The organism is Acetobacter cibinongensis (assembly GCF_000963925.1).
Classification (GTDB): Bacteria; Pseudomonadota; Alphaproteobacteria; order Acetobacterales; family Acetobacteraceae; genus Acetobacter; species Acetobacter cibinongensis.
This window is the reverse complement of record NZ_BAMV01000008.1, coordinates 110,706-134,246: the sequence shown is the minus strand read 5'-3', so window position 1 is coordinate 134,246 and position 23,541 is coordinate 110,706. Positions and strand designations below refer to the sequence as shown.

At 54.6% G+C, this 23,541-nt stretch carries 17 protein-coding genes; 7 read left to right on the top strand and 10 right to left on the bottom strand.

Annotation, left to right across the window (positions count from 1 at the left end; translation table 11 throughout):
• Window positions 1-24: 24 nt before the first annotated feature.
• Window positions 25-666, top strand: coding sequence for a hypothetical protein (locus Abci_RS05055; RefSeq protein ID WP_048838058.1), 642 nt, complete (start codon window positions 25-27; stop codon window positions 664-666).
• 26 nt (window positions 667-692) lie between these two features.
• On the opposite strand, the gene Abci_RS05050 is transcribed toward Abci_RS05055, so the two are convergent.
• The 8 genes from Abci_RS05050 to Abci_RS05015 all read right to left on the bottom strand — a co-directional run bounded on the left by Abci_RS05050 (window position 693) and on the right by Abci_RS05015 (window position 12,824).
• A complete protein-coding gene (locus Abci_RS05050) occupies window positions 693-1,622 on the bottom strand; it encodes a hypothetical protein (protein WP_048838057.1) in 930 nt (309 codons plus the stop codon).
• Window positions 1,619-2,569 carry an MlaD family protein gene (locus Abci_RS05045; protein ID WP_048838056.1) on the bottom strand — a complete coding sequence of 317 codons (951 nt, stop codon included), beginning with the start codon at window positions 2,567-2,569 and terminating at the stop codon, window positions 1,619-1,621. The genes Abci_RS05050 and Abci_RS05045 overlap by 4 nt, the downstream gene beginning before the upstream one ends.
• Entirely contained in the window at window positions 2,569-3,270 is a 702-nt protein-coding gene (locus tag Abci_RS05040) for a P-loop NTPase family protein (protein ID WP_048838055.1), read from the bottom strand. Before Abci_RS05040 ends, Abci_RS05045 begins: the two co-directional genes overlap by 1 nt.
• Window positions 3,271-3,274: 4 nt before the next feature.
• Window positions 3,275-4,168, bottom strand: a complete 894-nt coding sequence (locus tag Abci_RS05035) for an MlaE family ABC transporter permease (protein WP_048838054.1) — start codon at window positions 4,166-4,168, stop codon at window positions 3,275-3,277.
• On the bottom strand, window positions 4,165-6,495 hold the full coding sequence (locus Abci_RS05030; RefSeq protein ID WP_048838053.1) for an adenylate/guanylate cyclase domain-containing protein: 2,331 nt from the start codon (window positions 6,493-6,495) through the stop codon (window positions 4,165-4,167). The genes Abci_RS05035 and Abci_RS05030 overlap by 4 nt, the downstream gene beginning before the upstream one ends.
• Before the next feature lie 202 nt (window positions 6,496-6,697).
• Window positions 6,698-8,194, bottom strand: a complete 1,497-nt coding sequence (locus tag Abci_RS05025) for a Ppx/GppA family phosphatase (protein ID WP_048838052.1) — start codon at window positions 8,192-8,194, stop codon at window positions 6,698-6,700.
• A 60-nt stretch (window positions 8,195-8,254) separates the two neighbouring features.
• A complete protein-coding gene (locus Abci_RS05020; RefSeq protein WP_048838051.1) occupies window positions 8,255-10,513 on the bottom strand; it encodes an RNA degradosome polyphosphate kinase in 2,259 nt (752 codons plus the stop codon).
• A 220-nt stretch (window positions 10,514-10,733) separates the two neighbouring features.
• On the bottom strand, window positions 10,734-12,824 hold the full coding sequence (locus Abci_RS05015) for a S46 family peptidase (RefSeq protein WP_048838050.1): 2,091 nt from the start codon (window positions 12,822-12,824) through the stop codon (window positions 10,734-10,736).
• A gap of 268 nt (window positions 12,825-13,092) precedes the next feature.
• Between Abci_RS05015 and Abci_RS05010 the strand changes: the two genes are divergently transcribed.
• Genes Abci_RS05010 through Abci_RS05000 form a run of 3 tightly spaced genes read left to right on the top strand, consistent with a single transcriptional unit; the run spans window position 13,093 to window position 15,811 of the window.
• Window positions 13,093-14,094: a glycosyltransferase family 2 protein gene (locus Abci_RS05010; RefSeq protein ID WP_084597531.1), complete on the top strand. Its 1,002-nt coding sequence runs from the start codon at window positions 13,093-13,095 to the stop codon at window positions 14,092-14,094.
• Window positions 14,094-14,441, top strand: coding sequence for a DMT family transporter (locus Abci_RS05005; RefSeq protein ID WP_048838049.1), 348 nt, complete (start codon window positions 14,094-14,096; stop codon window positions 14,439-14,441). The genes Abci_RS05010 and Abci_RS05005 overlap by 1 nt, the downstream gene beginning before the upstream one ends.
• A complete protein-coding gene (locus Abci_RS05000) occupies window positions 14,438-15,811 on the top strand; it encodes a DUF2142 domain-containing protein (protein ID WP_048838048.1) in 1,374 nt (457 codons plus the stop codon). Before Abci_RS05005 ends, Abci_RS05000 begins: the two co-directional genes overlap by 4 nt.
• A gap of 437 nt (window positions 15,812-16,248) precedes the next feature.
• On the opposite strand, the gene Abci_RS04995 is transcribed toward Abci_RS05000, so the two are convergent.
• Both Abci_RS04995 and Abci_RS04990 read right to left on the bottom strand, forming a co-directional pair.
• Window positions 16,249-18,987, bottom strand: coding sequence for a Hint domain-containing protein (locus tag Abci_RS04995; protein ID WP_084597530.1), 2,739 nt, complete (start codon window positions 18,985-18,987; stop codon window positions 16,249-16,251).
• Window positions 18,988-19,492: 505 nt separating this feature from the next.
• Window positions 19,493-20,242 (bottom strand): P-loop NTPase family protein, encoded by a 750-nt coding sequence (locus tag Abci_RS04990; RefSeq protein WP_146806753.1) that lies wholly within the window; start codon window positions 20,240-20,242, stop codon window positions 19,493-19,495.
• Between the two features lie 207 nt (window positions 20,243-20,449).
• On the opposite strand from Abci_RS04990, the gene purM reads away from it, so the two are divergent.
• Genes purM through Abci_RS04975 form a run of 3 tightly spaced genes read left to right on the top strand, consistent with a single transcriptional unit; the run spans window position 20,450 to window position 23,535 of the window.
• A complete protein-coding gene (purM, locus tag Abci_RS04985) occupies window positions 20,450-21,532 on the top strand; it encodes a phosphoribosylformylglycinamidine cyclo-ligase (protein WP_048838047.1) in 1,083 nt (360 codons plus the stop codon).
• The gene (purN, locus tag Abci_RS04980; RefSeq protein ID WP_048838046.1) at window positions 21,529-22,152 is read left to right on the top strand and encodes a phosphoribosylglycinamide formyltransferase; all 624 of its coding nucleotides are present in this window, start codon (window positions 21,529-21,531) and stop codon (window positions 22,150-22,152) included. The genes purM and purN overlap by 4 nt, the downstream gene beginning before the upstream one ends.
• 51 nt (window positions 22,153-22,203) lie before the next feature.
• Window positions 22,204-23,535, top strand: a complete 1,332-nt coding sequence (locus Abci_RS04975) for an RsmB/NOP family class I SAM-dependent RNA methyltransferase (protein ID WP_048838045.1) — start codon at window positions 22,204-22,206, stop codon at window positions 23,533-23,535.
• The last annotated feature ends 6 nt before the right edge of the window (window positions 23,536-23,541 follow it).

Here is a 23,541-nt window from a genome sequence, read left to right as displayed (position 1 = left end):
CAATTTCCTTGTATACTTACTCGCATGAAACAGATTTATGGGCTTTTCACGGCTTTATTGGTCACAGCTTTCTCGGTCCCTCTTCAGTCCGCTCAGGCTCGGTCTGTGGAGGACGCCTTCCGCTCCCTCCCGGACTGTACAGGCGGCGCGCTCACCAAAGAGCAGAGCGATATGCTGAAAACATATGTCCAGAAATTCCACGCGACCCGAAATGGGGTGAAGACAACGCCGTTTGAAACACTGCTAGAACATGGTGCAGCAGTCGTGTCCGTTGCGACTCTCCGCCAGGGTCATGATGACGTGTTGATTTATCTGATTTCCAAAGACTTCTGTGCATCTGGCGGGTGCGGTATGCTGATTTTGAATCAGATATCCTCCCATCCTGAAAAACCGGAAAACCGGTACAGAGTGGTAGGGCATGTGGCCTCTGCCCACCTTCCCATTCAGGTGCTACCCAGCGAACACTATAAATGGCCTGACCTTGGGTTTGGAAACGCTGAGGCAGGCAAGGAACATGGTTACGCTGAACGGCTGGAGTTCAGTGGCCGCCATTATCCCAGCACGACCACCCAGGTCCCCCGTTACGAGAAGAAAAAACTGACCGCCGGCCGAGAACTTATCGGGACAGACATAAGCGATTTTTCACACTTATGCCGCCTGAAATAACAGAACTGACGAAAGGCTCTCAGCCGCTAGTGGGTCTTTGGCTTCTCAAAGGGGTGCAGCAGCACACCCCCTGCCTGCTGGCTCCATAGAGCCGCATCGCTCTGGGCGGTATGCGGGTTGCCACGGCTGATCGCACCATGCGCCAAGGTGGCTGCATCACCCTGCGCTTCATCACTGGCTTGCATGGCAGCACTTTGCGCCGCCCGTGCCCATAGGCTTTTGGCCTGTGCCGTGTCCCCCATGCGGCTGGCCGCCGTGCCCCCTAAGGCCAAAGCGCGAGACATATCCCGGTAAGACGCTTCATCCCGCCATAGTTCCGCTGCGTGTTTGGCAAGGCCAAGCGCCGTTGCAGGGGTGGAGGACAAGGCAACCCGAGCAGCTATTTCCGCCTGACCTGCCTGCACACTGCGCGGGAGTGGCTTTTTAAAGCCCTGCAAAACCGTGTTGGCGCGCTGCAAGGCCGCACTATTGCCAGCATCGTCCGCGGCAAGACCCATAATCAGTGCGGCTCGGCCTGCTAACGCCTGATCGCTATCCCCAACGGCGCGCTCAGCCGCGTCAATGGACTGGGCTGTATTATGCAACCGGTAGAACGCTGCGGCCTGCACAAGATCAAAGGATGCTGTATGCGTATCACCCCGCGCGGCCGCAGCCTGACGGGCGGCCTGAAGTGTTTGCAGCGCGTCTTGCGGCTGGTCTGCCGCAAGTTGCGCTACAGCCAGATCATATCCTGCCTCACTGGCTGCCACACCATCATCGCGCAGCAGGGCCAGACTGGCGGCCCGCCGGTACTGACTGATGGCAACACTATAGCGGCCAAGGTCAAAAGCGCTTTTCCCTGCCGTCATGGCCTGATCCCACTGGGCATCATCACGCGCGGTTGGGGCTTCCTGCGCCCCGCCGCAGGCCGCTAACGTCAGGGGAGCAAACAGGACCAGAACTCTCAGTTGCATCATGGGCGTACCTGCTGTGGTGCCAGACGGTTCTTGCTATCCACTTTTGAGCCTCCCAACAGCCACATCCCACGGAGCTGATCGGTCAGCTTTTCAAGCCCATACAAGGTGGCCTGCGCCTGCGCCAACATGGCGGGCAGGTCTGCCGTACTGGCCTCAAGGCTGCCAGCAATAGCGGGCAGATGTGGCGTAGCGCCTTTAAGGTCATGGGTCGCGGATTTGATATTACCCATTGTTGAATCGGTTTTTGCCATGATGCCGGACATCTGCTTTTCAAGAGGCTTCAACCGCTCAATAATCGTGTTGAGCGACACAGCCGCAGACTGCGCCTGACGGATCAGATCATCATTGGTCATCAACTGGCCAATAGTGCCCTTGCCGGCATGCATGTCTGTAATGGTGGCATCCATCTGGGCCATCATGTGGCGCGCATTCCCCAGCGCAGGCATAATTTCGGCCTGAATGTCATTCAAGGTCGCCGTAATCATATCAGCAGGGTTTGGCGCAGGCGTTGCGCTGATAACCGCGTAATCCCAGTCCATGGCGTCTCCGTGGCCACGGTTGAGGTCCAGATAGGCTGACCCGGCCACAATAAACTGCTTGCGGATAAGGGCGGTACTATCCCGGCGGATGAACGGCTTGGCCTGCGGGTCAAGGTCCACCATCACATACATATCGCCAGACGGATTAAGCTTGATGGACCGAATAGTCCCGGCATGTGCGCCCAGAAGCTGCACATCGCCCCCAACCGTCAGGCCGCCAACGCCGCCATCTGGCAGGGTTACCCGCAATTTGGCCGGGGGCGTCAACCAGTCCCGCAGTACCCCGGCCTCAATCACGGCACCTGCAAAAAGCACCAGACTCAGAAGTACAAGGAAGCCTACCCACTCATCCGCATAGCGAAGAGAGATCAGCGGTTTTACTTTTTGTCGTAAGCGGATCTGGAACATTACCCCGTCCGTACTGCTACTAGCCCGTCATCGGCGAGACGCCACATACTGGTTATACCCTGCCGGTAGCCTTGCCATACGGCATTATTGCGCACCAGCCAGATAACACCAGCCCCCTTGTCCCGCGCCGTTGTCAGCGCGCCAAGAAAGGCGGCCTCCAGGTCTGCGGAGCTTGCTTCCAGCGGGTCTTCCAGAAGCAGAAGGCGCGGACGGCCCATAAAAGCCCGAACACAGGCCGCCCGCAACAAATCTCCATCCGAGAGCATGGTTGGCCGCAGCACCGGCAAACCGGGCAGCCCAAACCATTCACTCAGTCGTGTCGCTTCAGCCACCACATCTTCCATATCCCGCGTGGTGTGGTGTAGCTGCTGGAGCATAATACCCATATGCGTACCCAGAAAATCCGCCCAGCTCTGCCGCCGTGTCATACGGCCAATACGGCCACGCAGGGCGTTTGTTTCCCGGTCGTGCAGTTCGTTCCAATCCAGCCCCATGAACTTAACAGAGCCATCTGTCAGCGGCACCAGACCGGAACACATATCCGCAAAAATAGTAGTGCGGGAGGCATCGCGCGCTTCCACAACGGCACAGTCCCCCGGCATGAGTCTCATGCTGAAGGGTACAGGTGGCAACCCACTTTCATCAAAGGATGGAACGGCCTTGTTCAACTCCAGAACGGGGCCTGTGGCGCGTGTATCCATGGCGTTACAGATCCAGACTGAACAGAACGCTCACGGCCATAACAATCAGCAGGCCACGAGAAAATCCCCGGGGGAGCAAGGTACGCAGGTTATCCTGATTGGTCGCCGTAAGGCCGGTCAGGCACCCGCCAACGCCAACCACGAACCCGACCGTAATGAACTTGAGCGGTATGATGATATAGTCCGCACCGGACATGCCGCCCACTACGTCATAAAAAAATGTCCAGACCGGATTGGTAATCACGCCCGAAATACGACTGATGACATACCCCGTCACCAGTGATGCAAACGAGAACAGAATACCCAGCGTGAACCCGCCCACCGTAAAGGCCAATGTGCGCGGCAGAACCAGCAGCAGAAACGGGTCCAGCCCCTGCGCCTGAAAGGACCGGATCTGCCCGCTGGTAGTCAGCAACCCTAGTTCGGTTACAGACAGCATGCCATTCCGGCCCAGCAGCAGAATACCAACCAGAATGGGCGCAATTTCCCGCACCACCACATTGACCAGAATGGACCCGGTCATTTTGGCCAACCCAGCCAGACCCAGCCAGTAAATGGTTTGGGAAACTGCCGCAACGCCGGTCAGTGTGCCAGCAAACAGGGTTGCTATCAGCCCGCCACCAACAACACTGTTCAGTGTCACCCCAAATTCATACCGAACCGTCCTGCGCCAGGAATGGGCACGAAAGCTCTCAAACACAACACCCCAGCAGGCCCCCAGCATGATGAGGAAAAACCAGAGCTGGTGCCGGGTTAGCCGCCCCAGCAGGGCCAGTTTCTGCCGGACCCAGACATGCAGCACAAACGGGGTATGCTGTGTCTGCCGTTTGCTTTCGGCTTCCAGAATAGGGTCGCGGTCGCTGCCCGGTTCACGCGGGTTAGCATTGCTCTCACTCATCGGCGCGCGGCCAGAATATAAGCGCGGGCAAGGCCAAGGTGCGGAGCAAAGAACGCGCCGCGGCTTCTGAACAGGTAGCGGTCCCGCAGTTCAGTATAAACCCGCTCGGTCACCTGAATGGTCCCGGCGTCTGATGCCCCTTGCGCCATAAGTTCGGCCACGGACACAGTTTGCCCCCACAGGTTAAACACCTTGGGCTCTTCCCCCACGGCACCACCAAAGGCTGCACCGTAGTCCAGCCCCATGGTAAAGACCGGTTCAAGGTTGGACGCTGACAATGCAGCCATAAAGGTTTCACGCATTGTCAGGGCGGCATCTGCCATACGAATAAGGGCAGTTGGGTCTTCTTCCGCCGTGCAGCCTGCCATGCAAATCAGCCTGTGACCGGCCACTTCTACAGCAAACAGATGGCGCTCCAGTGCAATACGCTGCACTTCTGTTGCCAGATGGTCGATAAGCGCCAGAAGCTGCGCGGTTTCTGCACTGCCATCCACCACCGGGTCACTAAAGGTAATGACCAGCACAGCCACCGCCGGATAAATGCCGGAGGCTGACACACCACCCATCTGCGGCGCACGCATGAGCATATTGTCAAACCGGGTTGCAGGCAGAGACGCCGCTTGCTGAAGCGCCTGATGCATTGCATCCGCAGTGCTCTGTGCATCCGGCTGCTCGGCTGAGCGGTTATAAATAGACGCCAGACGTACACCGGTAATGGAGCCCACAAGGTCAACAAAATAGACCAGATGCTCAGCCATGCTGGCATCCTCCAGCACCAGTGCCCCCACAATACCTTCGGCATTATGTACCGGGTGCACCGAAAGTTCGCGCGTACCAACCTCACGCATGACCAGTCGTTCAAACTGTGCCGTGCGTGGGTCTGACGCAGCGCGGGCAACGGTAAAGGCCTCGCCTTCCTCAATCGCCTGGAAAAATGCTTCCATTTCCGTGCGGGACATTTCAAAGCCGCCGGAATGGGTATCCTGCTTCAGGTCGTAGGAATCTTCGCAGATCATGGCAGAGCCATCATGCAGGAAGCGCCAGATGCTGGCTCTGCGGGCCTGCGCCATATGAGCCAACTGCTCGGTCAGCACCAGAGAATCATTGGAAAGCTCAAACAGTCGTGGCGTGACAGCCACCTGTTGTACCGCTGATACTTCCCGCGAAATCTGGTTTGCCTGTGCTTCCAGCCTACGGTCACTGCGCTCAGAACGCCGCACCTGCCGGATCAGCAACCCTGCCAGCACAATGGAGAAAACAATAATAATGCCCGCAAACTGAAGGCTCTGGCGGCTGCTTTGTTCTGCAAAACTCGAAAAATCACTCTCCGGCGCGGAAAGCAGCAAAATCCAGCCTTCAGAAGAATTAGGCAGGAGCGACGCTATGGTGACATAGCGTTTGCCATTCAGGGCAAAGCTGTGTGCGCCAACGCCGCGCACACGGTAATGGTCAAAACCACGCGCAAAAACCGGATGCGTCTTGGGATTGAGGACCATTTTATTGGGGTCCCACCCGGCAGCCTCGGCCTGCTGCATCAGGTGCCGACCAGCCATGACCCGGCCTTTGCTATCCAGAATAATAGCGTTGCCTGTCTTGCCGACCTTGATTTTATCCAGAAACCCACTGAGTTCGTTCAGGGAGATATTGGTGGCAAAAACCAGCGTGTGGCCGTCCTGCGCCTTGAAGCGCATGGAGCTGGTCATGACAAACTGCTTATCTGTTGCGAACAGATAAGGCTGTGTCCATTTTATCTCGTTACTGTTTTCAGTGTTCTGGTACCAGGGGCGGTTGCGGGGGTCATAATCCTTGGCGTCATCATCGGCCTCGCCAATTTTTTCACCATCATCGGTATAATAGTCATGATGGAAGACCTTATGGCCATTCCGCACCTGGAGCGTTGTGCGCTCCTGGTTTTTACCATCCTTACGGCGCGTAATAAGCGTGAAGTGCCCTTCATCATCTGCCAGATAAAAAGACTGTATCTGCGGCACGCTCCGCAGCATTGCCCCGCCGTAGGAGTAGAAAACACGGTCCTGCACGGCGGCGGGCACATGCCCTATCATACCGGCCGCAATAATATTCCCTGCGGCAGCGGGCATGATGTAATCTGAGACTTCCTGCCCGATATAATGCTGCACCGCACCCAGCAGTTCGTGCGTAAGAGACTGAACCCCTGCCCGTGTGGTGCGGTAGGAATGCACGCCAATCAGCACAACAGCCAGAATACCTAGCACAAGGGCCAGCAAAGGCAGCACAAGGTGCAGCAGCACCCGGCGTATTGAAACGTCATGCTGGAAGGTGGGATCAACTATCTCATCAGAAGACACAGGCTATTTTCCACTGACTACTTGGTCATGCACATCCCATTGTGTAGGTCAGTGCCGCTTGTTTCCACCCCTTGACGAGCAGATGCCGAAAACAGGTGCTTCCCCACCAAATTGGCCTAGAACCATCAGGTCTGTCCAGCCTTAAAGAACCCGCCGCCCATAGCGGCAGGGTCAGATAGCGTAAACAGTGTTGGGTCTGGGTTTACTTGGCGTCGTGCTCGGCCTCGACCAGACGTGTCATGACAGAGAGCGCCTGCCCCAGGCGGCTCAGGCCGCGCCCGACGCTTTCGCCCTTAACCGCAACGCGGGACGTTTCAAGCCGAAGCACCAGTTCTTTCTGCTCCCACGCCAACTCAGTCCCATCCAGCAGGATTGCGGTACCACCCGAGACAGAATAGGCCAACCGAAGCGTCTGCCCCAGCACCACAGCCTGCTTCCATGCGGCTTCATCCAGCAATGCGCGGGAGGACGCCAGAAAGGTTGCGTTTATGTCCACGGCGTATCGCACGGCAAGAGCCAAGGCCAACCATGCGCGTGCCTCGTGGTCAAACCCAACCCCCTGTACGCGCAGAATACGCCAGTAGGTCTGCTCAGCCCGGTATTCCGGGTGGTCGTGACTACCAACATCCGAAAGCCAGCAGGCAATATGCCGCAAATGCTGCTGGCGCTCAGTTTCCTTGGCAAAAAGCGGTGCGGTCCATTTTATCAGGGCTTTTGGCAGCTTATTGCTACGGCCCAACCGGGCACACATGTCCTGCGCCACAGCCTGCATGGGGTCCTGTGGCAGGCAGTCCGGCGCGACATTGAGCATGTACCAGCCTTCACGCAGGCCATCGACACAGAACACGACCCGGTCTGGCTGCACCTTACGCAGCAAACGGCGCAGCACCGTAGCGGCAAACGGCACGTCATCCAGTCGTTTCTTGGGGGCTCCGGGCAAACGCTCAAGGGCGCGGCGGGGTGCGTGAAGCAGCCAGCCTGTCATTTCCCGCGCTTCTTCCGTTGCCAGAGTATAGTAGTGCACAATATTGAGCGGATACTGCATCCGGGCAATGTGCAACCGCGCCATGGCACGGAAGGCCCCGCCTACCAGATACAGCGTGTCGCCCTTAACTTTGGACAGCCACTCAACGCCGTTGATGTCCGCATCCGCCAGATTTTTAGCGGCTGTTAAATCACCTTTAGACCGGTCACCCAGCCGAATAACTCCCAGAGGCAGGGTATTGGCATCGTGCCTGCCGTCACTGGTCAGGCGAATCAGTTCCAATGAGCCACCGCCAACATCCGCAACCAGACCGGAGGCTCCGGGAATACCGCACATCACCCCAATGGCGGAGTGATCGGCCTCTTCCTCCCCTGACAAAATACGAATGGGAACATCTGGCATATTGGCACGCAGAGCAGCCACAAATTCCGGACCATTCGCGGCATCCCGCACGGCGGCTGTCGCCAGAATTTCAAACGGGTCTGCACTCATGCCCCGCGCAATGGCATGGAAGCGATTAAGCACTTCCATAGCCATACTGACACCCTCTTCATTCAGGCGGCCAGTGGTGGTCAGCCCACGCCCAAGGCGCAGGACTGCCTTTTCGTTAAAAATAGGAACTGGATTGCGCGATACGCCCTCAAACACCACAAGGCGCACTGAGTTTGAACCAAGGTCTACAACCGCCGAACGGCGTGGCGTATCAGTCTGCATTCCAGCTTTCTACTCTGTAAAAAGAGCAGCGAAAACCCCGCCGCTCCTGTTCAGGTGTGCTTATTCACCAAACATCAAGCCTTTGGAAGCAGGTAAGGATGCCGGCGCACGAATTGGCCCTTCATGCGCCGCAGAACCGCGCCCTGAAAGTGACGGATGTGTCATGAACCAGTCATGCGCCGAGAAAGGCCGTGCCCCCGGTGAAAGCCTGCGCCACACGCCGTTCTGTTCCAGCGCCCAAGACTGTAGATTGTCTTTCATGTTGGAGACCATAATCTGGTTCAGCATTTGCGCATGCACGGTCTCGTTCGTGACAGGCACCATGCTTTCAACCCGCCAGTCCATGTTGCGGGTCATCCAGTCAGCGGAAGACAAATAGACCTTTGCGTAGCGCGATGGCACGCGGTGGCCATTCCCGAATACAAAAATACGGGAATGTTCCAAAAACCGCCCCACAATGGATTTAACACGGATGTTCTCAGACAAGCCCGGAACACCCGGCCGCAGACAGCAGATACCCCGGATAACCGCTGCAATTTTTACACCGGCACAGGAGGCCCGATAGAGGTGGTCAATCAGCGTTGGATCCACCAGTGAGTTCATTTTCAGCCAGATATTGGCAGGCCTGCCCGCCTTGGCATGCGCCATTTCCTGCTCAATCAACTCTACCAGAGTTGAGCGGATGGTAATGGGCGAGAAGGAAATAGCTTCCATTTCCGCAGGCATGGCGTAGCCGGTCACATAGTTGAACAGGCGTGCAGAATCCCGGGCCAGTTCCGGCTTGCAGGTGAAGAAGGAAAGATCCGTATAAATCTTGGCTGTAATGGGGTGGTAGTTGCCGGTCCCAAAGTGGGCGTAGGACCGAACCTGGTTTCCTTCCCGCCGCACAACCAGACTGAGCTTTGCATGTGTTTTGAGGTCCGAGAACCCAAACACCACCTGCACGCCCGCTGCCTCAAGCGCCCGCGCCAGACGGATATTGGCTTCCTCATCAAACCGGGCGCGCAGTTCAACCATAGCCGTGACAGATTTGCCGGCTTCAGCAGCCTCAATCAGCGCTTTGACAATAGGAGAGTCGCGGGAGGTTCTATAAAGGGTCTGTTTGATGGCAATAACATTCGGGTCCAGCGCCGCCTGCCGCAGGAACTGCACCACCACATCAAAGCTCTCGAACGGATGGTGGACCAGAAGGTCTTTAGCCCGGATAGCCGCAAAGCAGTCGCCGTTGAAGTCCAGAATGCGTTCCGGGAAACGGGGTGTGTAGGGAGGGAACAGCAGATCCGGTCGGTCATCCACAATCATCTGCTTGAGGTCAACCACACCAATCATGCCAGAATGGATGGCAATTTCTTCCGGCGGCAGGTCAAGGTCAGACGCAATGGCCTCGGCCAGTTCATCCGGTACGCGCTTCTCCATGTCCAGATGGATGACCACACCCCGCCGGCGGCGTTTGAGCGCACTTTCATAGGAGCGGACAAGATCTTCGGCCTCGTCTTCAAACTCAACGTCCGTATCCCGCACAACGCGCATCATACCGCTTTCCCCCACGGTCAGACCGGGGAAAAGCTTGTCCATGCACAGCGTAATGAGGTCTTCCAAACGAATAAAGCGTATGGAGCGCGTACCATCGGCCGCACTCGGCAGGCGAATAAACCGCTCAACCTGTGCTGGCAGCAGAATAAGGGCGTTCATGGCAAACGCGCCGTTATCGGCTGATAAAAGACGCAACCCCAGAGCCAGCCCCATATTGGGAATGAAAGGCAACGGGTGTGCCGGGTCAACGGCAAGTGGCGTAAGGACCGGGAAAACCCTATCCATAAAGCAGTTTTCCAACCATGCACGGTCGGCATCATTCAAGTCGGCTGGTTCACATAAAACAATGCCATCATCAGCCAGAAGGCCGCGCAGTTCGGTCCATATCCGCTGCTGCTCCCGCAACAGGGAGGCACAGCGTTCACGCACTGCCTCAAGCTGCTCAACGGGTGTCAGGCCATCGGGGGAAAGTTTGACCAACCCTTCCCGCACCTGCCCGACCAGACCGGCGATACGCACCGAGTAAAATTCATCCAGATTGCTGGCGCTGATAGAGAGAAACCGAAGCCGCTCAAGCAAAGGATTGCGGGAGTTATCCGCCTCTTCCACCACGCGCTGGTTAAAGTCCAGCCAAGAGAGCTCACGGTTGATAAAGCGTTGTGGCGTCTCCAGTGTATAAGCCGGAGCAGCTGGCTTTTTTGGCGCGACAGAACGGCTGGGAGCACGCCGCTTTCTTGCTGAGGTGGCGGTAGCGGGCTTTCTTGTTGTTTTACCCTGTGCCGTCACTGCTCTTTTCTCCCTTGCGTCATATTTATCTGGTGCCAATGCAGGCACCAACCCACTTCAAGTGTCGGTAAGCAAAGCATAACGCAAAGCATTTGCACAGGAAAAGCGCAGCAAGTGTTACCTTTTTATGTCAGCCAAAAACACAACAGCCCACCGGAAATGCCTTCCCGGTGGGCTGTGCAGCGAGCTTACAATAAGACTATTGGGAACGCACTACATGTTACAGGTGGCCTGTCACAAGTTCGTTAGCCAGAGCCTGATTTTTGTAAACGGATTTCAGGGATTCCAGAATGGCAGCGCTATCAACAGCGACCGCACGGTTCGTGCTTTCGTCGTAATAGAAGTCCCCACCCAGGGAATGGATGTTGCCATCAAAAATCAGGCCAACGGCATGACCTTGCGCATCAATAACCGGAGAACCGGAATTGCCACCAATAATGTCATTGGTTGATGCAAAATCAAACGGTGTCTGCATGTTCAGATGGTTTTTCGCATCTACCCATGGCTTACTCAGTTTGAACGGGTCAGAGCCGGTTGCACGGTCATACAGGCCGGAGAAATAGGTGAAGGGTGCTACCTCTTTCCCGTTTTCATCCCAGCCTTTCACCTGCCCGAAAGACAGGCGCTGCGTGAACGTGGCATCCGGGTAGGATGTCATGCCTTTCATGGCAAAGCGGGCTTTAGCCATGGCTTCCGTAGCCTGACGTGATGGAGCCAGAACATCATCATCCATCTGTTTCCGCAGGGCGCGCGCTACCGGCTCCACCTTGCGGGCCAGAACAATCATGGGGTCCTGAGAGGCCTCAATAGCCTTTGCACCACCTTTCCACAAAGCCAGACGGACTTTGGGGTCAGCCAGTTTGGTGCCATTCACCAGCTCTACAGCCAGTTCATCAGGCGCGGATTTGCCCAAAACCAGCTTTACGTTGTCATCATCAGCACCCAGAATCTGGCGCAGCTTGGTGAGCGAGAAAGCCAGTTCGGTCTTTTCCAGGTCTGGATAAACCGGAGCTGTTGATCCAAGTTCTGCTTCCAGCGCAGGCAGGCGGCCATCATGATACGCGCTCAGGCGCTCTCCATCAGGCTTCTGGCGTTCATTGGCAGCCCGTACCAACAGCGAGGCATAACTGAATAGCTCACCCTGAATACCAAAAGACCCTTCCAGCATGGCATAGGGCTTGAAGATACGCCGCTTGACAGCAAGAGCCTGTGCATTTTTGGCCCACGGATCTCCATAGGTCGCTTTACGGCTTGGGTCTGCGTTAATCCAGTCGCGCAGTTCGGCTTCGCTCTTGGCTTTGGCTGTCAGCAATTTGGGATCTGCCAGCACGGAAACACGGCCACGATAAACCTTCAGGCTGTTTTCGATCCCGAACACGCGTTCCTGCGCTTCCTGATGGTGCGCAGCACTCTCCCGGCTGTACTGCCATAGGGCACCGTTAAGCGCAGAGTAATTATCGATCACGAATGGTACGGAGATATTTCTGGAAAACTCCAGGTCCGCCAAGGGCACTTCACGCTCGGTTGAACCGGGGTTACCGGACGTAAAGACCAGTTGCCCCGCCTTAGGGCCTGCGCCATCAAACGGCAGATAAGCAGAAACCTTGGCAGGCTTGCCGTTATCGTAAACGCGCAGAAAAGCCATATCCAGATCATAGCGCGGGAAATTGAAGTTATCTGGGTCGCCACCAAAGAACGCAGCGTTCTGATCTGGTGCCATGACCATCCGCACGTCCTGATAACGCCGGTATTTATACAGCGCGATACGGCCACCATGGTACAGGCTGATAACATCGCAACGCCATGCCTTGGCATCAGAGCCAGCGCACTCTTTCTCAATCGCGCTTTCTTCTGCCTGACGGGCTTTGGTGTAGGCCTCGCCTTCCTTGCCTTTCAGGGCAGTCTGCACGCGGTCTGTCACATCGGTAATGGAGTCAAGCTGGTTCAGTTCCATAGCCGGGCAGCGCTGCTCAGCGGCTGCATTTTTGGCGGAATACCCATCCTGAAAGTAGTTGTGCGTTTTGTCAGACAATTGCTGGAGGCATTCGTTCGCACAGTGATGGTTGGTCATAACCAGACCATCGGCTGAAACGAAAGATGCTGAGCACCCTAGCGCCAGACGGGTTGAAGCTTTGGTGACGCGCTCAATCCATTCCTTGGAAGGTGTAAAATGGTAACGTTCTTCCATCTGCTTGATGGGCAGATTATCCATTGTCCACATGCCTTCATCAGCATGGGCATAAGGCACTGTCAGGGGAGCGCAGGCCAGAAGCGCCAGCGGCACAAGGGCTCGCCCTATAATTTTTGCCATGTTCAGACACACTTTCTTTTAAGAATGTTACACCATAACATTTCGGTGTCCGAACTGTGACTCAGATGCGCTCACAGAGCAAGCGCACGTATTAATTTAAGCGCCCTCAGTCGTCTGGGCGGTTCTTATCAGCAAGGGGATTTATAAGCGATCACTGAACCTCAAGTTCGCCTTGCATAATAATCTGATGCCTTTTCTATCGCCTTTGCGCTTCAAATCGCCTAACTACTGCACAATCAGCTTTTACCGCGTCAAGGAGGAATAACAGGTGAGTATAAGCAAGAACACTAATATTGCCGTTGTTATCCCTTCATATCGCGTAAAAGCATTTATTCTGGATGTCATTAGCCGCATTGGGGCTGATATTTCCAAAATTTATGTTGTTGACGATTGCTGCCCGGAAAAAAGCGGGGCGTATGTGACCGAACATTGCCTCGACCCCCGGGTTGAGGTCATCTGGCACACAACCAATAAAGGTGTTGGGGGCGCTGTGCTAAGCGGCTACGCCGCAGCCATCAAAGATGACATGGATATTATGGTCAAAATTGATGGCGACGGGCAAATGGACCCAGCCCTCATTCCCTGTTTTGTCGGCCCCATTCTCGCCGGGGCGGCAGATTACACAAAAGGGAACCGCTTCTTTAACCCGGAAGACGTTGTCAGCATGCCCAAAATAAGAATTTTCGGGAATGCAGGGCTATCATTCCTGACCAAATTTTCGTCCGGATATTGGAGCATCTTTGACCCCACAAATGGTTACACCGCAATCCATCGGGATGCCGCTGTTTTGTTGCCATTTGACAAACTGAGTCTTCGGTATTTTTTTGAGACAGATATTCTCTTCCGGCTAAATACCGTTAGAGCCGTGGTTCGAGATATTCCCATGCGGGCCCATTACGGCGATGAAGTCAGTGGCCTTAAAATTAAGAAGATATTCTTTGAATTCTTGACTAAGAATATTCGCAATTTCATGAAGCGTATTTTTTACAATTACTACCTTCGCGATATGTCAATTTCCTCGTTTGAGCTGCCTGCAGGTCTATTCCTCCTCACGTGGGGATTGGTTTTTGGCGCTTTCTGGTGGTTTAACAGCTTGCACACGGGCACTTATGCGTCTGCTGGCACCGTTATGCTTGCCGCATTGCCTATCATTCTTGGCATTCAGCTTCTTCTAAGCTTCCTGTCTTATGACATACAGTCTGAACCCGGAAAAAGTGGTGCGACCAGCCTGCATGTTCTCACATCCAATATCCCTCCCGGAAACCCCTGATGATTGATATTTTCTTTGCCATTCTCTGTGTCATTGGCATTTCAATTGGCCAAATTCTTTTCAAAGTCAGTGCAAACGGCTTTCATAAAGCAGGCAGTTTTACGGACCCCACAGCCCTTGGTGTGTTGCTGGTTGCCCTAGCACTTTATGGCGTGACCACCATTGGCTGGGTCTGGGTTCTACAAAGGTCGGAACTGGGGAGAGTTTATCCCTTTATGGCGCTTGCTTTCGCTATCGTCCCGTTACTCAGCTATATTTTCCTGCATGAAAATTTTACCTGGCAATACGCTGTCGGTGTTTTCCTTATTATAAGCGGCATACTTGTTTCCATAGGGCAAAAACTATGAATTTTTCTCTTATTAAAGAAAAAATATCACCCAAGTTTCTTTTTATCATTTCAGCGCTTTTTATCGGCTTTTTTTGCTTCTGCGCGACAAGCATTATTCCTCCCCTACAGTCTCCGGATGAGGTTCAACATCTTAGACGAGCATATTTTCTGTCTCAGGGGCATATCCTCCTGACAGCCCCACCTCACGAAGCATCCGGAGGAGATATTGACTCTGGCCTGGACGACTATCTTGCTCATTTCTTCACTTTCGCCGCTCATCAAGAAAGAAAAATCACAGAAGGTGATTCACGTTTTGAACTGACTACTCCGTGGAGCAATCAGCAGCATTTTGCTGTGGCGCAAGGTACCGGCTATTATTTTCCCCTCATTTACACACCGCAGGCTATCGGGCTTTTAGCCGGACATGCGAGCCATCTTTCCATTGATCGCTCTTACCGGCTAGCTCGGGTTCTTGCCACACTCACAGCAACGGCTGTTACAGTTGCAGCCTTTGCAATTTACAGTCCCAATGTACTTGTTCTGGCTCTTGTGGTTCTTCCCATGAGCCTGTTTCAATCCGCTTCCGCTAGTCTGGATGGTCTTGCTACTGCATTTACCCTGCTGGCCCTCTCTACATTTTGCCAGATCGTAAGATTACAAACACGGGCTCCATTATACCTTTTCTACCTTCTTTCCATTGCAGTAACACTGGTTGCCACAAGCAGGCTCCACGCCTTCCCCTTGCTCCTGTTACCTTTTGCAGCATGGTATTACACCCGGCAAAAAACCTTGTTGTGGCAAGCCGTATTTTGCTCCGTCTTCACTATAGGATGGACGCTACTTGCCATGAAAATAAACGTCTTTTCACTGACCCCCAACGCATCTGCTTCTGGCAAATTCAAAGACATTATTGTCCACCCATTTCATTTCCTGCATCTGGTGGGGAGTACTCTCTTAAACCAAGATAAGCAGGAGTTTTATATTACCTCTTTTATTGGCAATCTTGGATGGCTTGACACGCCTCTGCCTGCACGCTTTTACCATGCCATGCTCGTTCTTTTATGTGTTATCACGATATTATCCATAAAATGGGACAAGCCTCTTGCCATGCTTAAAGCATCCGGGCTTCTGCTTTTTGCTGGATGTGCATCCTTCCTTCTTATTTTCATTGCACTCTACGCGGCCTGGACTGCCCCAGACTCTCCGGTTATTGAAGGCATTCAAGGGCGCTACTTCCTCGTACCTGCTTTATTTCTGGCTTATTCTTTAGGTAAGTTCGAAATAACCGGGAAAAACCTGTGCGCTTTTTCTGTTTTTGTCCTGACTTTCCTATTCTCGGTACATTCCGTTATTCCCATTCTTTTAACCCGTTACTATATCGGTTCCTAATTTTTTAAAATTATACAACACCGCTCATCAGTGTTCTTTTTAAAAGCCACTGATGAGCCTTTCAGCGCAATATAAGGATCTTCCTGATGATCAGGGCATCCGACAGAAAATATTGACCCCGCTGTGCGTCGTCCGTCACCAAATCACAAGAGTGCAGCAGTCCACAGCAAGCCTGTGAGTGTATCGGCCAAAATATGTTGGGATATATTGATTAGTTCCAACACTGCATTCCGTTTAAAGACTGTTTAGAGCTTATAAGCCTATATTGTGTTGGAAAAATTCCAGTATAATTGGATTCATTATGATTTCAAAAATACTCGATATTATAAATAGCCTTCAGGATGCTTATACACTGCCCCTCATGCACTCCTCTCACCCTTGAAACAAAAAAAGGCCACCTCATTCCTGAGGCGGCCCCTTTCTTTATCATGTAGCCATTATGCTATGCGAGCATCTGCCTGTTTGTCTTCAGCCAGAAGATATGGGCCTGCCGCATGAATGCTGAGAGACAGCAATCTGATCTCGTCACGAGACAGTTTTTCAACCAGAGGAAGAACAGCATTGCCGTTTGTCCAGACACTCTGGCTGCCTTCAGCTTCTGCGTGCCAGCCTGCTGGTTTATCTGCCCGCAAATGAGCAATAATATCCAGCTTACCGTTGGAGGTAACAAGCGTTACAGTGCCAACAGCGACACCCAGCAGTCTGCGGTCATCAACAAAAGGACCAATCGTATCTGCCGGGCGGCTTGCACGGGAGACGATACGCACAGAGTCCGTATTTGGTGGCAACATAAAGCTGTACTGCCCATTTTCGTGCCGGACCGGACGCAAAGTAGCCCCCTGCTGTGTCACAAGATGGAGGTCAGGATCAGTGGTGACTTCAGGCAGAGAGGATGCTGAAACCCCTTCGTAAAGTTCCTCCGCGCGTGCTTTGATTTTCTGGTAAACAGGCTCTACAAATTCCCGTTCAACACAAAGCACGGCTGCGGCATCGTTTTCCCAGGAACGGTTAGCCCCGTGAAGGCTGACAAGACCGCCTTCCTGCTGGAACGCACGACGATTACCGGTATCAAGGTAGCTTTCCGTCAGCATGCCATCGGCACGGATGACAGAGTGCTGTTCCGTTTCAATATGATAATAGTCGTAAGAGGTGATGGACTTATCATAGAGTATAGACGAGCCATTCACCAGCATACGGGCTGGTACAAACCGACCGTCGAAGAACAGGCTGTGCTCCGGCGTAATCAGCAGGTCTTTGTAAGGCACGCCCTCAGCAATCGCATTGGCCAGAATACGGACGGGATAACCCGCCTCATCAGCCATCAGTTCTGACCGCACAACAGCATGTGCCTTGCCTGCCCAGCTGACAGTCGCAGTCTGCGCTGTTCCCTGTGTGTAGGAAACAACAGAGTCCCCCATACGGATGTCTTCTACAGCAACATCCCCTTCCGATGTCTGAATCATGCTGCCAGACAGGAAGCACACTTCGTAATCCAGCCAGCCATTACTTCCGTCCGTCAGCGCGAAGCCACGTGTGCTGACACCAACAATGTTCAGAACAATGGCGTTACCGTTCGTCAGGGCAAGCGTAACCTGATCCGTCCCCTGATAGGTGACTGCTGTTACATCCGCAGCTTTTACACCCACCAACTCAATGCTGTCGGAATTCCCTGCGGCAGTGCCACTGAAACCACTAATGACGGTATTAAGTGTGCCGCCAGACGCCAGACCGGAAATAACCAGACCACCGTTGGTGTCACCTTGCAGATCAACCGTACCACTCGCCGTGTTCCAGATCGTTGCTGACCCCGCATTCTGAATTGTCAGAACGCCAGAAATGCTCGCCCCACTGGCAACATTCACAGAGCCACCGCTGCTGACCGTTGTTGTGCCTACAGTCCCGCCGGAATCAACCTGAATAAAACCGCCAGCATTCACGGTATTACTTACGACGCTACCGCCCGAAGCAACTTCAATCACAGCGCCTTTGTTCACGACAGTGTTGGAAGCTGTACCCTGAACGCCTAAACCACCACCATTTGAGAGGACTACACCGGCAGCCGAACCGCCAGCGCTGACTATAATGGCACCGAGATTTCCAGCATCTGCATTAGAGAGAACACCACCGGACAACACATTAATTCTTGCGCCAGATACTGCTGTTAGAGAGGTGGTATGCTGGTTATTGTAAACCGTGCCAGACCCAATATTAAGCGTGCCGCCAGCATTCAGAGCCGTGTAGGTCCCGCTGCCCCCATCTGTGAACGTCAGTGTGGCACCACTGGAGATAGTGGTACTGGTGGCGGTACCTCTTACCGTCACAGAACCACCGCTGCTCACTGTTGTTGTGGCGACTGTGCCACCGGAATCAACCTGAATAGACCCGCCAGAAGTTACCGTGTTACTGACAGCACTCCCGCCGGAAGCAATTTCGACCACACCACCATTCTTCACAACGGTGTTGAGGGCTGTACCCTGAATCCCTAACCCACCACCGCTTGAGACGATTGCACCGGCAGCCGAACCGCCAGCACTCACGATAATAGCACCCAGATTTCCGGCATCTGCGTTAGAGAGAACACCACCGGACAACACGTTAATTCTGGCGCCGGATACTGCTGTCAGAGATGTCGTATGCTGGTTATCGTAAACGGTACCAGACCCAATATTAAGCGTGCCGCCCGCACCTAGAGAGGTATAACTGCCGCTCCCGCCATCCGTGAATGTCAGCGTGGCACCGCTAGAGATAATAGCGCTGATTGCACTCCCTTTTACCGTCATGAGGTTGCCAGACTGCAACGCCGTGGACTGTATGGTTGCTCCGGAGGACACTGTGATTACAGCACTTCCTGCTAAGGGAGATTCACCATAATCAATCGCGCCCTGTCGCAGTTCCAGGGTTCCGCCAGATGCTCCCCAGGAGAAATTCTGATTACCGGAAATTTTATTATAGGAGGCAATATGGCCGCCATTGAGAACGACGTTCCCTGTAAGAGCACCATTATTATAGAGAGTAATGGTGCCACCGCTTCCAACCACATGGCTGCCTGCCCACGTCCCTCCTGCCTCAATAACAACACCGGAAAAAGAACTTCCATTATAACTACCGCCTGGAACGTTACTATTTCCGGAGGTATAGTTATCTACCCAAAGTAATCCACTTGTTACAGCAGTCATGATGTGTTCTCTCTCTTGAATTAGACATCAAAATCGCCAAACACTACACAAATACACTCATGAGTACCGTTTGGCTTTTTCTGTCATGCCAAGGTATTTTCGTTTACTATGATTGAACAATCGAAAAAAGTTGAGGGGCCTGCCGTGTTTGTTTTTGAAAAACATTATCTACCGGATGTTTTCTAATTTTCTCTTTGTTTCATGCATTTAGCTGATTAATAAGAGATGTAAGGCTGTGAAAAATAACGGGAATATTAGAAACCATCTCGGCATCATTTTACGTTTAGACATCGTTATGGAGTCAAAAAACTTAGTTTGTTATTACAAAACATATTAAGCCGCTTTAACTTGAAATTTCTAACAACTCTGCTTTCTATATTTTTGTCTCGACTATTTACAACAATAAATACAACGTACTTTATTTACTTTTTGATCGTTCCTTTATCAAAGCTGAAAAATGCAAAATCGCTGCTCCTGACCATACTCACCCCACCTGCACCCACCATTACAGATCGTCTGCGCGGTCACGTTCATGTTGGGCGTCTTCCAGAATGGTGCTGGCCAGAGCGCGCGTAATTTTCCCGCCTGACGCAAGAGCGGCATGGTCCAGCCGCTCTGCTATGTCGCGTATTGCTCGTGCAGTCCGTGGCAGACGGCGCAAGAGCCATTCCGTAACCGGTTGCGCCACAACAATCTGCCGTTCTGCCAGCAACCGCAAAAACAGGCGGCGTAATAAAGCCTCTTCAGCCTGACCTATCGGCACGGAAGACGTTGCGCGCACCCTGCTGGCAAGGTCTGGCAGAATGCCCTGCCAGCGGGCCGGAGGAGTGCGGGCCGCCATCAGCAAAACCATGCGTTGCTCCCGAACAAGATTAATCAGATGCAGCAGATCTCGCTCGTTTTGTACGCGGTCCGCATTATCCAGCGCTAACGCCCTGAAGCCACCTTCCTCAAACAAGGCAGCAACATCGTGGGCATTCAACAGGCTGCCTTCCACAACCGGCGCTCCATGACGCGCAGCCCAGATGGAGAGCAAATGGGTTTTGCCGGTCCCCTCATCCCCCCACAGAACCATGCGGCCTTCCGGCCAGCGCCATTGCGCCTCTGCATCCAACACCCATGCGCGTGCCGCAGCATTAGAGGGAGCCGCGACAAAGTCTGAGCGCCCGAATCGGGGTCGGTACGCAAAAGGCAGCGCAATCTGCGCAGGGGCGCGGCTTGACGCCTGCACATCTGACATACCGTCATCTGGCATTAATGGGGCGAAATACCCCTCTTCGCCCCCTCCGTGTAAGGCCTCGCCCTGCCTGGATGGGAGAATAACAGGCTTCTGCACTGCTTTTGTTCCTGTATTCCGTGTCATGCCGCTTTGCGTGTCGCTTCACCTGCCGTAAAGACTACCCGCAGGGAATCTACCCTACCCAGCCCGTTGCATCGACCCTTAATAATTAAGAGTGCCGCCATGACCTCTTCTCCCTCCACCCCATCTTCCAGCCTGACCTACCGTGACTCTGGTGTGGATATTGAAGCTGGAGAAGCCCTGATTGATGCCATCCGTCCGGCCGCCAAGGCAACGGACCGCCCCGGCACCATGGGGGGCTTGGGTGGCTTTGGCGCGTTGTTTGACCTGAAAGCCGCCGGATTCAAAGACCCCGTACTCGTTTCCTGCACGGATGGTGTCGGGACCAAACTGAATCTGGCTATTGATACAGACCTGCACGAAACCGTGGGCATTGACCTTGTGGCCATGTGCGTCAACGACCTGATTGTGCAGGGCGCTGAGCCACTGTTCTTTCTGGATTACTTTGCCACGGGCCGCCTATCTGTAGAAAGCGCTACCAAGGTTGTGCGGGGCATTGCGCAAGGCTGTGAACAGTCCGGCTGTGCCCTTGTGGGGGGAGAGACGGCAGAGATGCCCGGCATGTACGCCGATGGGCATTATGACCTTGCTGGTTTTTCAGTCGGTGCGGCAGAACGCGGTGCTCTTCTGCCCGGTGCCATTGCAGCGGGGGATGCCCTGATTGCCCTGCCGTCCTCCGGCGTGCATTCCAACGGCTTTTCTCTGGTCCGCCGGATTGTGGCAGACGCGCATCTGGCTTGGACAGACCCCGCAGGGTTTGCCCCCAACCAGCAGTTAGGGGAAGCGCTACTCACCCCAACACGGCTTTATGTCAATTCCGTTCTGGCGCTGCACCGGGCCGGGCTGCTCCATGCAGCCGCACACATTACCGGCGGCGGCCTGCCCGGCAACCTGCCACGCGTTCTGCCCAACGGGCTGGACGCCGTTATTACGGCTGAGTGGCCTGTACCCCCCGTGTTCAAATGGCTGGCCCGCACCGGCAACGTAGCGAATGAGGAAATGCTGCGTGTGTTCAACTGCGGTGTAGGCATGGTGCTTGTCACGCCAAAACCTGATGAGGTTCTGGCGCTGCTAAAAGACATGGGTGAGCCCGCAACACTTATCGGCCATATTGCCAAAGGTGCGGACAGCGCTGCCAAACCGGCCCTGCACATGGAAGCCTGCCCGGACTTCCACGCAGCATGACGGCTCACCAAACACCTGTCGCCCTGCTGCTCAGTGGCCGGGGCAGCAATGCCACGGCCCTGATCCGGGCGTGTGAAGACCCGGATTTTCCAGCCCGCATCTGCCTTGTCATCAGCAACAATCCGGATGCACCGGGGCTGGATATGGCACGCTCGGCTGGCCTGCCGGTGAAAGCCATTGACCACAGGCTTTTTAAAAAAGACCGCGAAGCTCATGAGCGAGCGATAGATACCTGCCTGCGGGAAAGTGGAGCTGAAGCAGTATGCCTTGCCGGGTATATGCGCCTGCTCACGCCATTCCTTACGCAGGCATGGGCTGGGAAAATGCTGAATATCCACCCAAGCCTGCTTCCCTCCTTCCCGGGCCTGCATACACATGAGCGGGCTTTGGAGGCTGGCGTACGACTTCACGGATGCACCGTGCATCTGGTGACTGAAGGCATGGATGAAGGCCCAATTCTTGGTCAGGCGGCTGTACCCGTGCTGCCTACGGATACACCAGAAATCCTTGGGGCGCGTGTTCTACGCCAGGAACACCAGCTTTACCCGACCGTGCTGCGGCATTTTCTGGACAAATCAGCCGCTTCCTGCCAAGCCGAAGCCGCATTGCTGGTGGGCTGACCACCAACACGGCCCAGCCATTTTATTTTTGCCAGACCCGATAGAGAGTTGATGACAGCAGAATCCCGCCCCCGCAAACCCAGACAGCGCAGCACGTCCCGTTCAGGGAATGCCCCCCAGCCTGCTGATCCAACGCGGGATGTGGCCTTTGATATCCTGTGTGGCGTGGTTGAAAACCGGCGTATGCTGGAAAATAGCCTCTCCCGCGCCGCCACAGACCATCATGCTCCCCCGCGTGACCGCGCTGCGGCCCATCGCCTTGCCGCAGCGACACTGCGCCATATGGGAACATTGCGGACTCTGCTGGAACCATTTTTGCGCAAAGAGCCACCAGAACCAGTACGCGTTGCGTTGATGATGGGCTGTGCACAACTGCTCTTTCTTGAAACGCCCCCCCATGCAGCGGTAGGCACTACAGTATCTCTCTTGCGCCGGCGCAAGCTGGCGCCGTTTGCCGGCCTAGCCAACGCTGTTTTACGAAAAGTGGCTGACCAGGGCCCAGCTCTGCTGGAAGGGTTGGACCAGAGCCGCCTGAATATTCCCCAGTGGCTTTGGAGTTCATGGAACGGTCTGGGCCGTGGTGTGCCCCGTGCCATTGCGCGTGGTATCAGCCATGAAGCCCCGCTCGACATTACACTCCGCCCCGGTGCCATCGCACCTGAAGGCGGCGAACTGCTGCCAAATGGCTCTGTCCGCCTGCCCGCAGGCACCCGTGTTACAGAATTACCGGGTTATGAAGAGGGCGCATTCTGGGTGCAGGATGCCGCCGCTACCCTGCCTGCCCGTTTGCTGAACGCCCAACCGGGAGAACATGTAGCAGACCTCTGCGCCGCACCGGGGGGTAAAACAGCCCAGTTGGCCGCGACTGGCGCACAGGTAACGGCAGTTGAACAGAACCCCAACCGCCTGACACGCCTGCGCGAGAACATTGCCCGCCTGAATTATCCGGTAGAGGTGGTGGAAGCCGATGCCACAACCTGGAAGCCCAATGTGTTGCAGGATGCCATCCTGCTGGATGCCCCCTGCTCCGCTACCGGCACGGCCCGCCGTCACCCAGATGTACTGTGGGTCAAACGCCCGCGGGATCTGACCGCCCTTGTCGCCGGGCAGGACGCCATGCTGGAAGCCGCTAAAGCCATGCTTAAACCGGGCGGACGTCTGGTCTATGCCGTGTGCTCCTTACAGGAAGAGGAAGGACCGGCCCGCGCCCGTGCAGCACTTGCAATGGGTTGGCAGGCCTCCCCTTTCACGCCCGAAGAGCTCCCTTTCCTGCCAGAAGCCATTACGCCAGAAGGCTGGTTACGGACCCACCCCGGCATGTGGGCTGACAAAGGCAGCATGGATGGGTTCTTCGCCGCCCGCTTTATTCGCCCTGCCGACTAAGGTTTT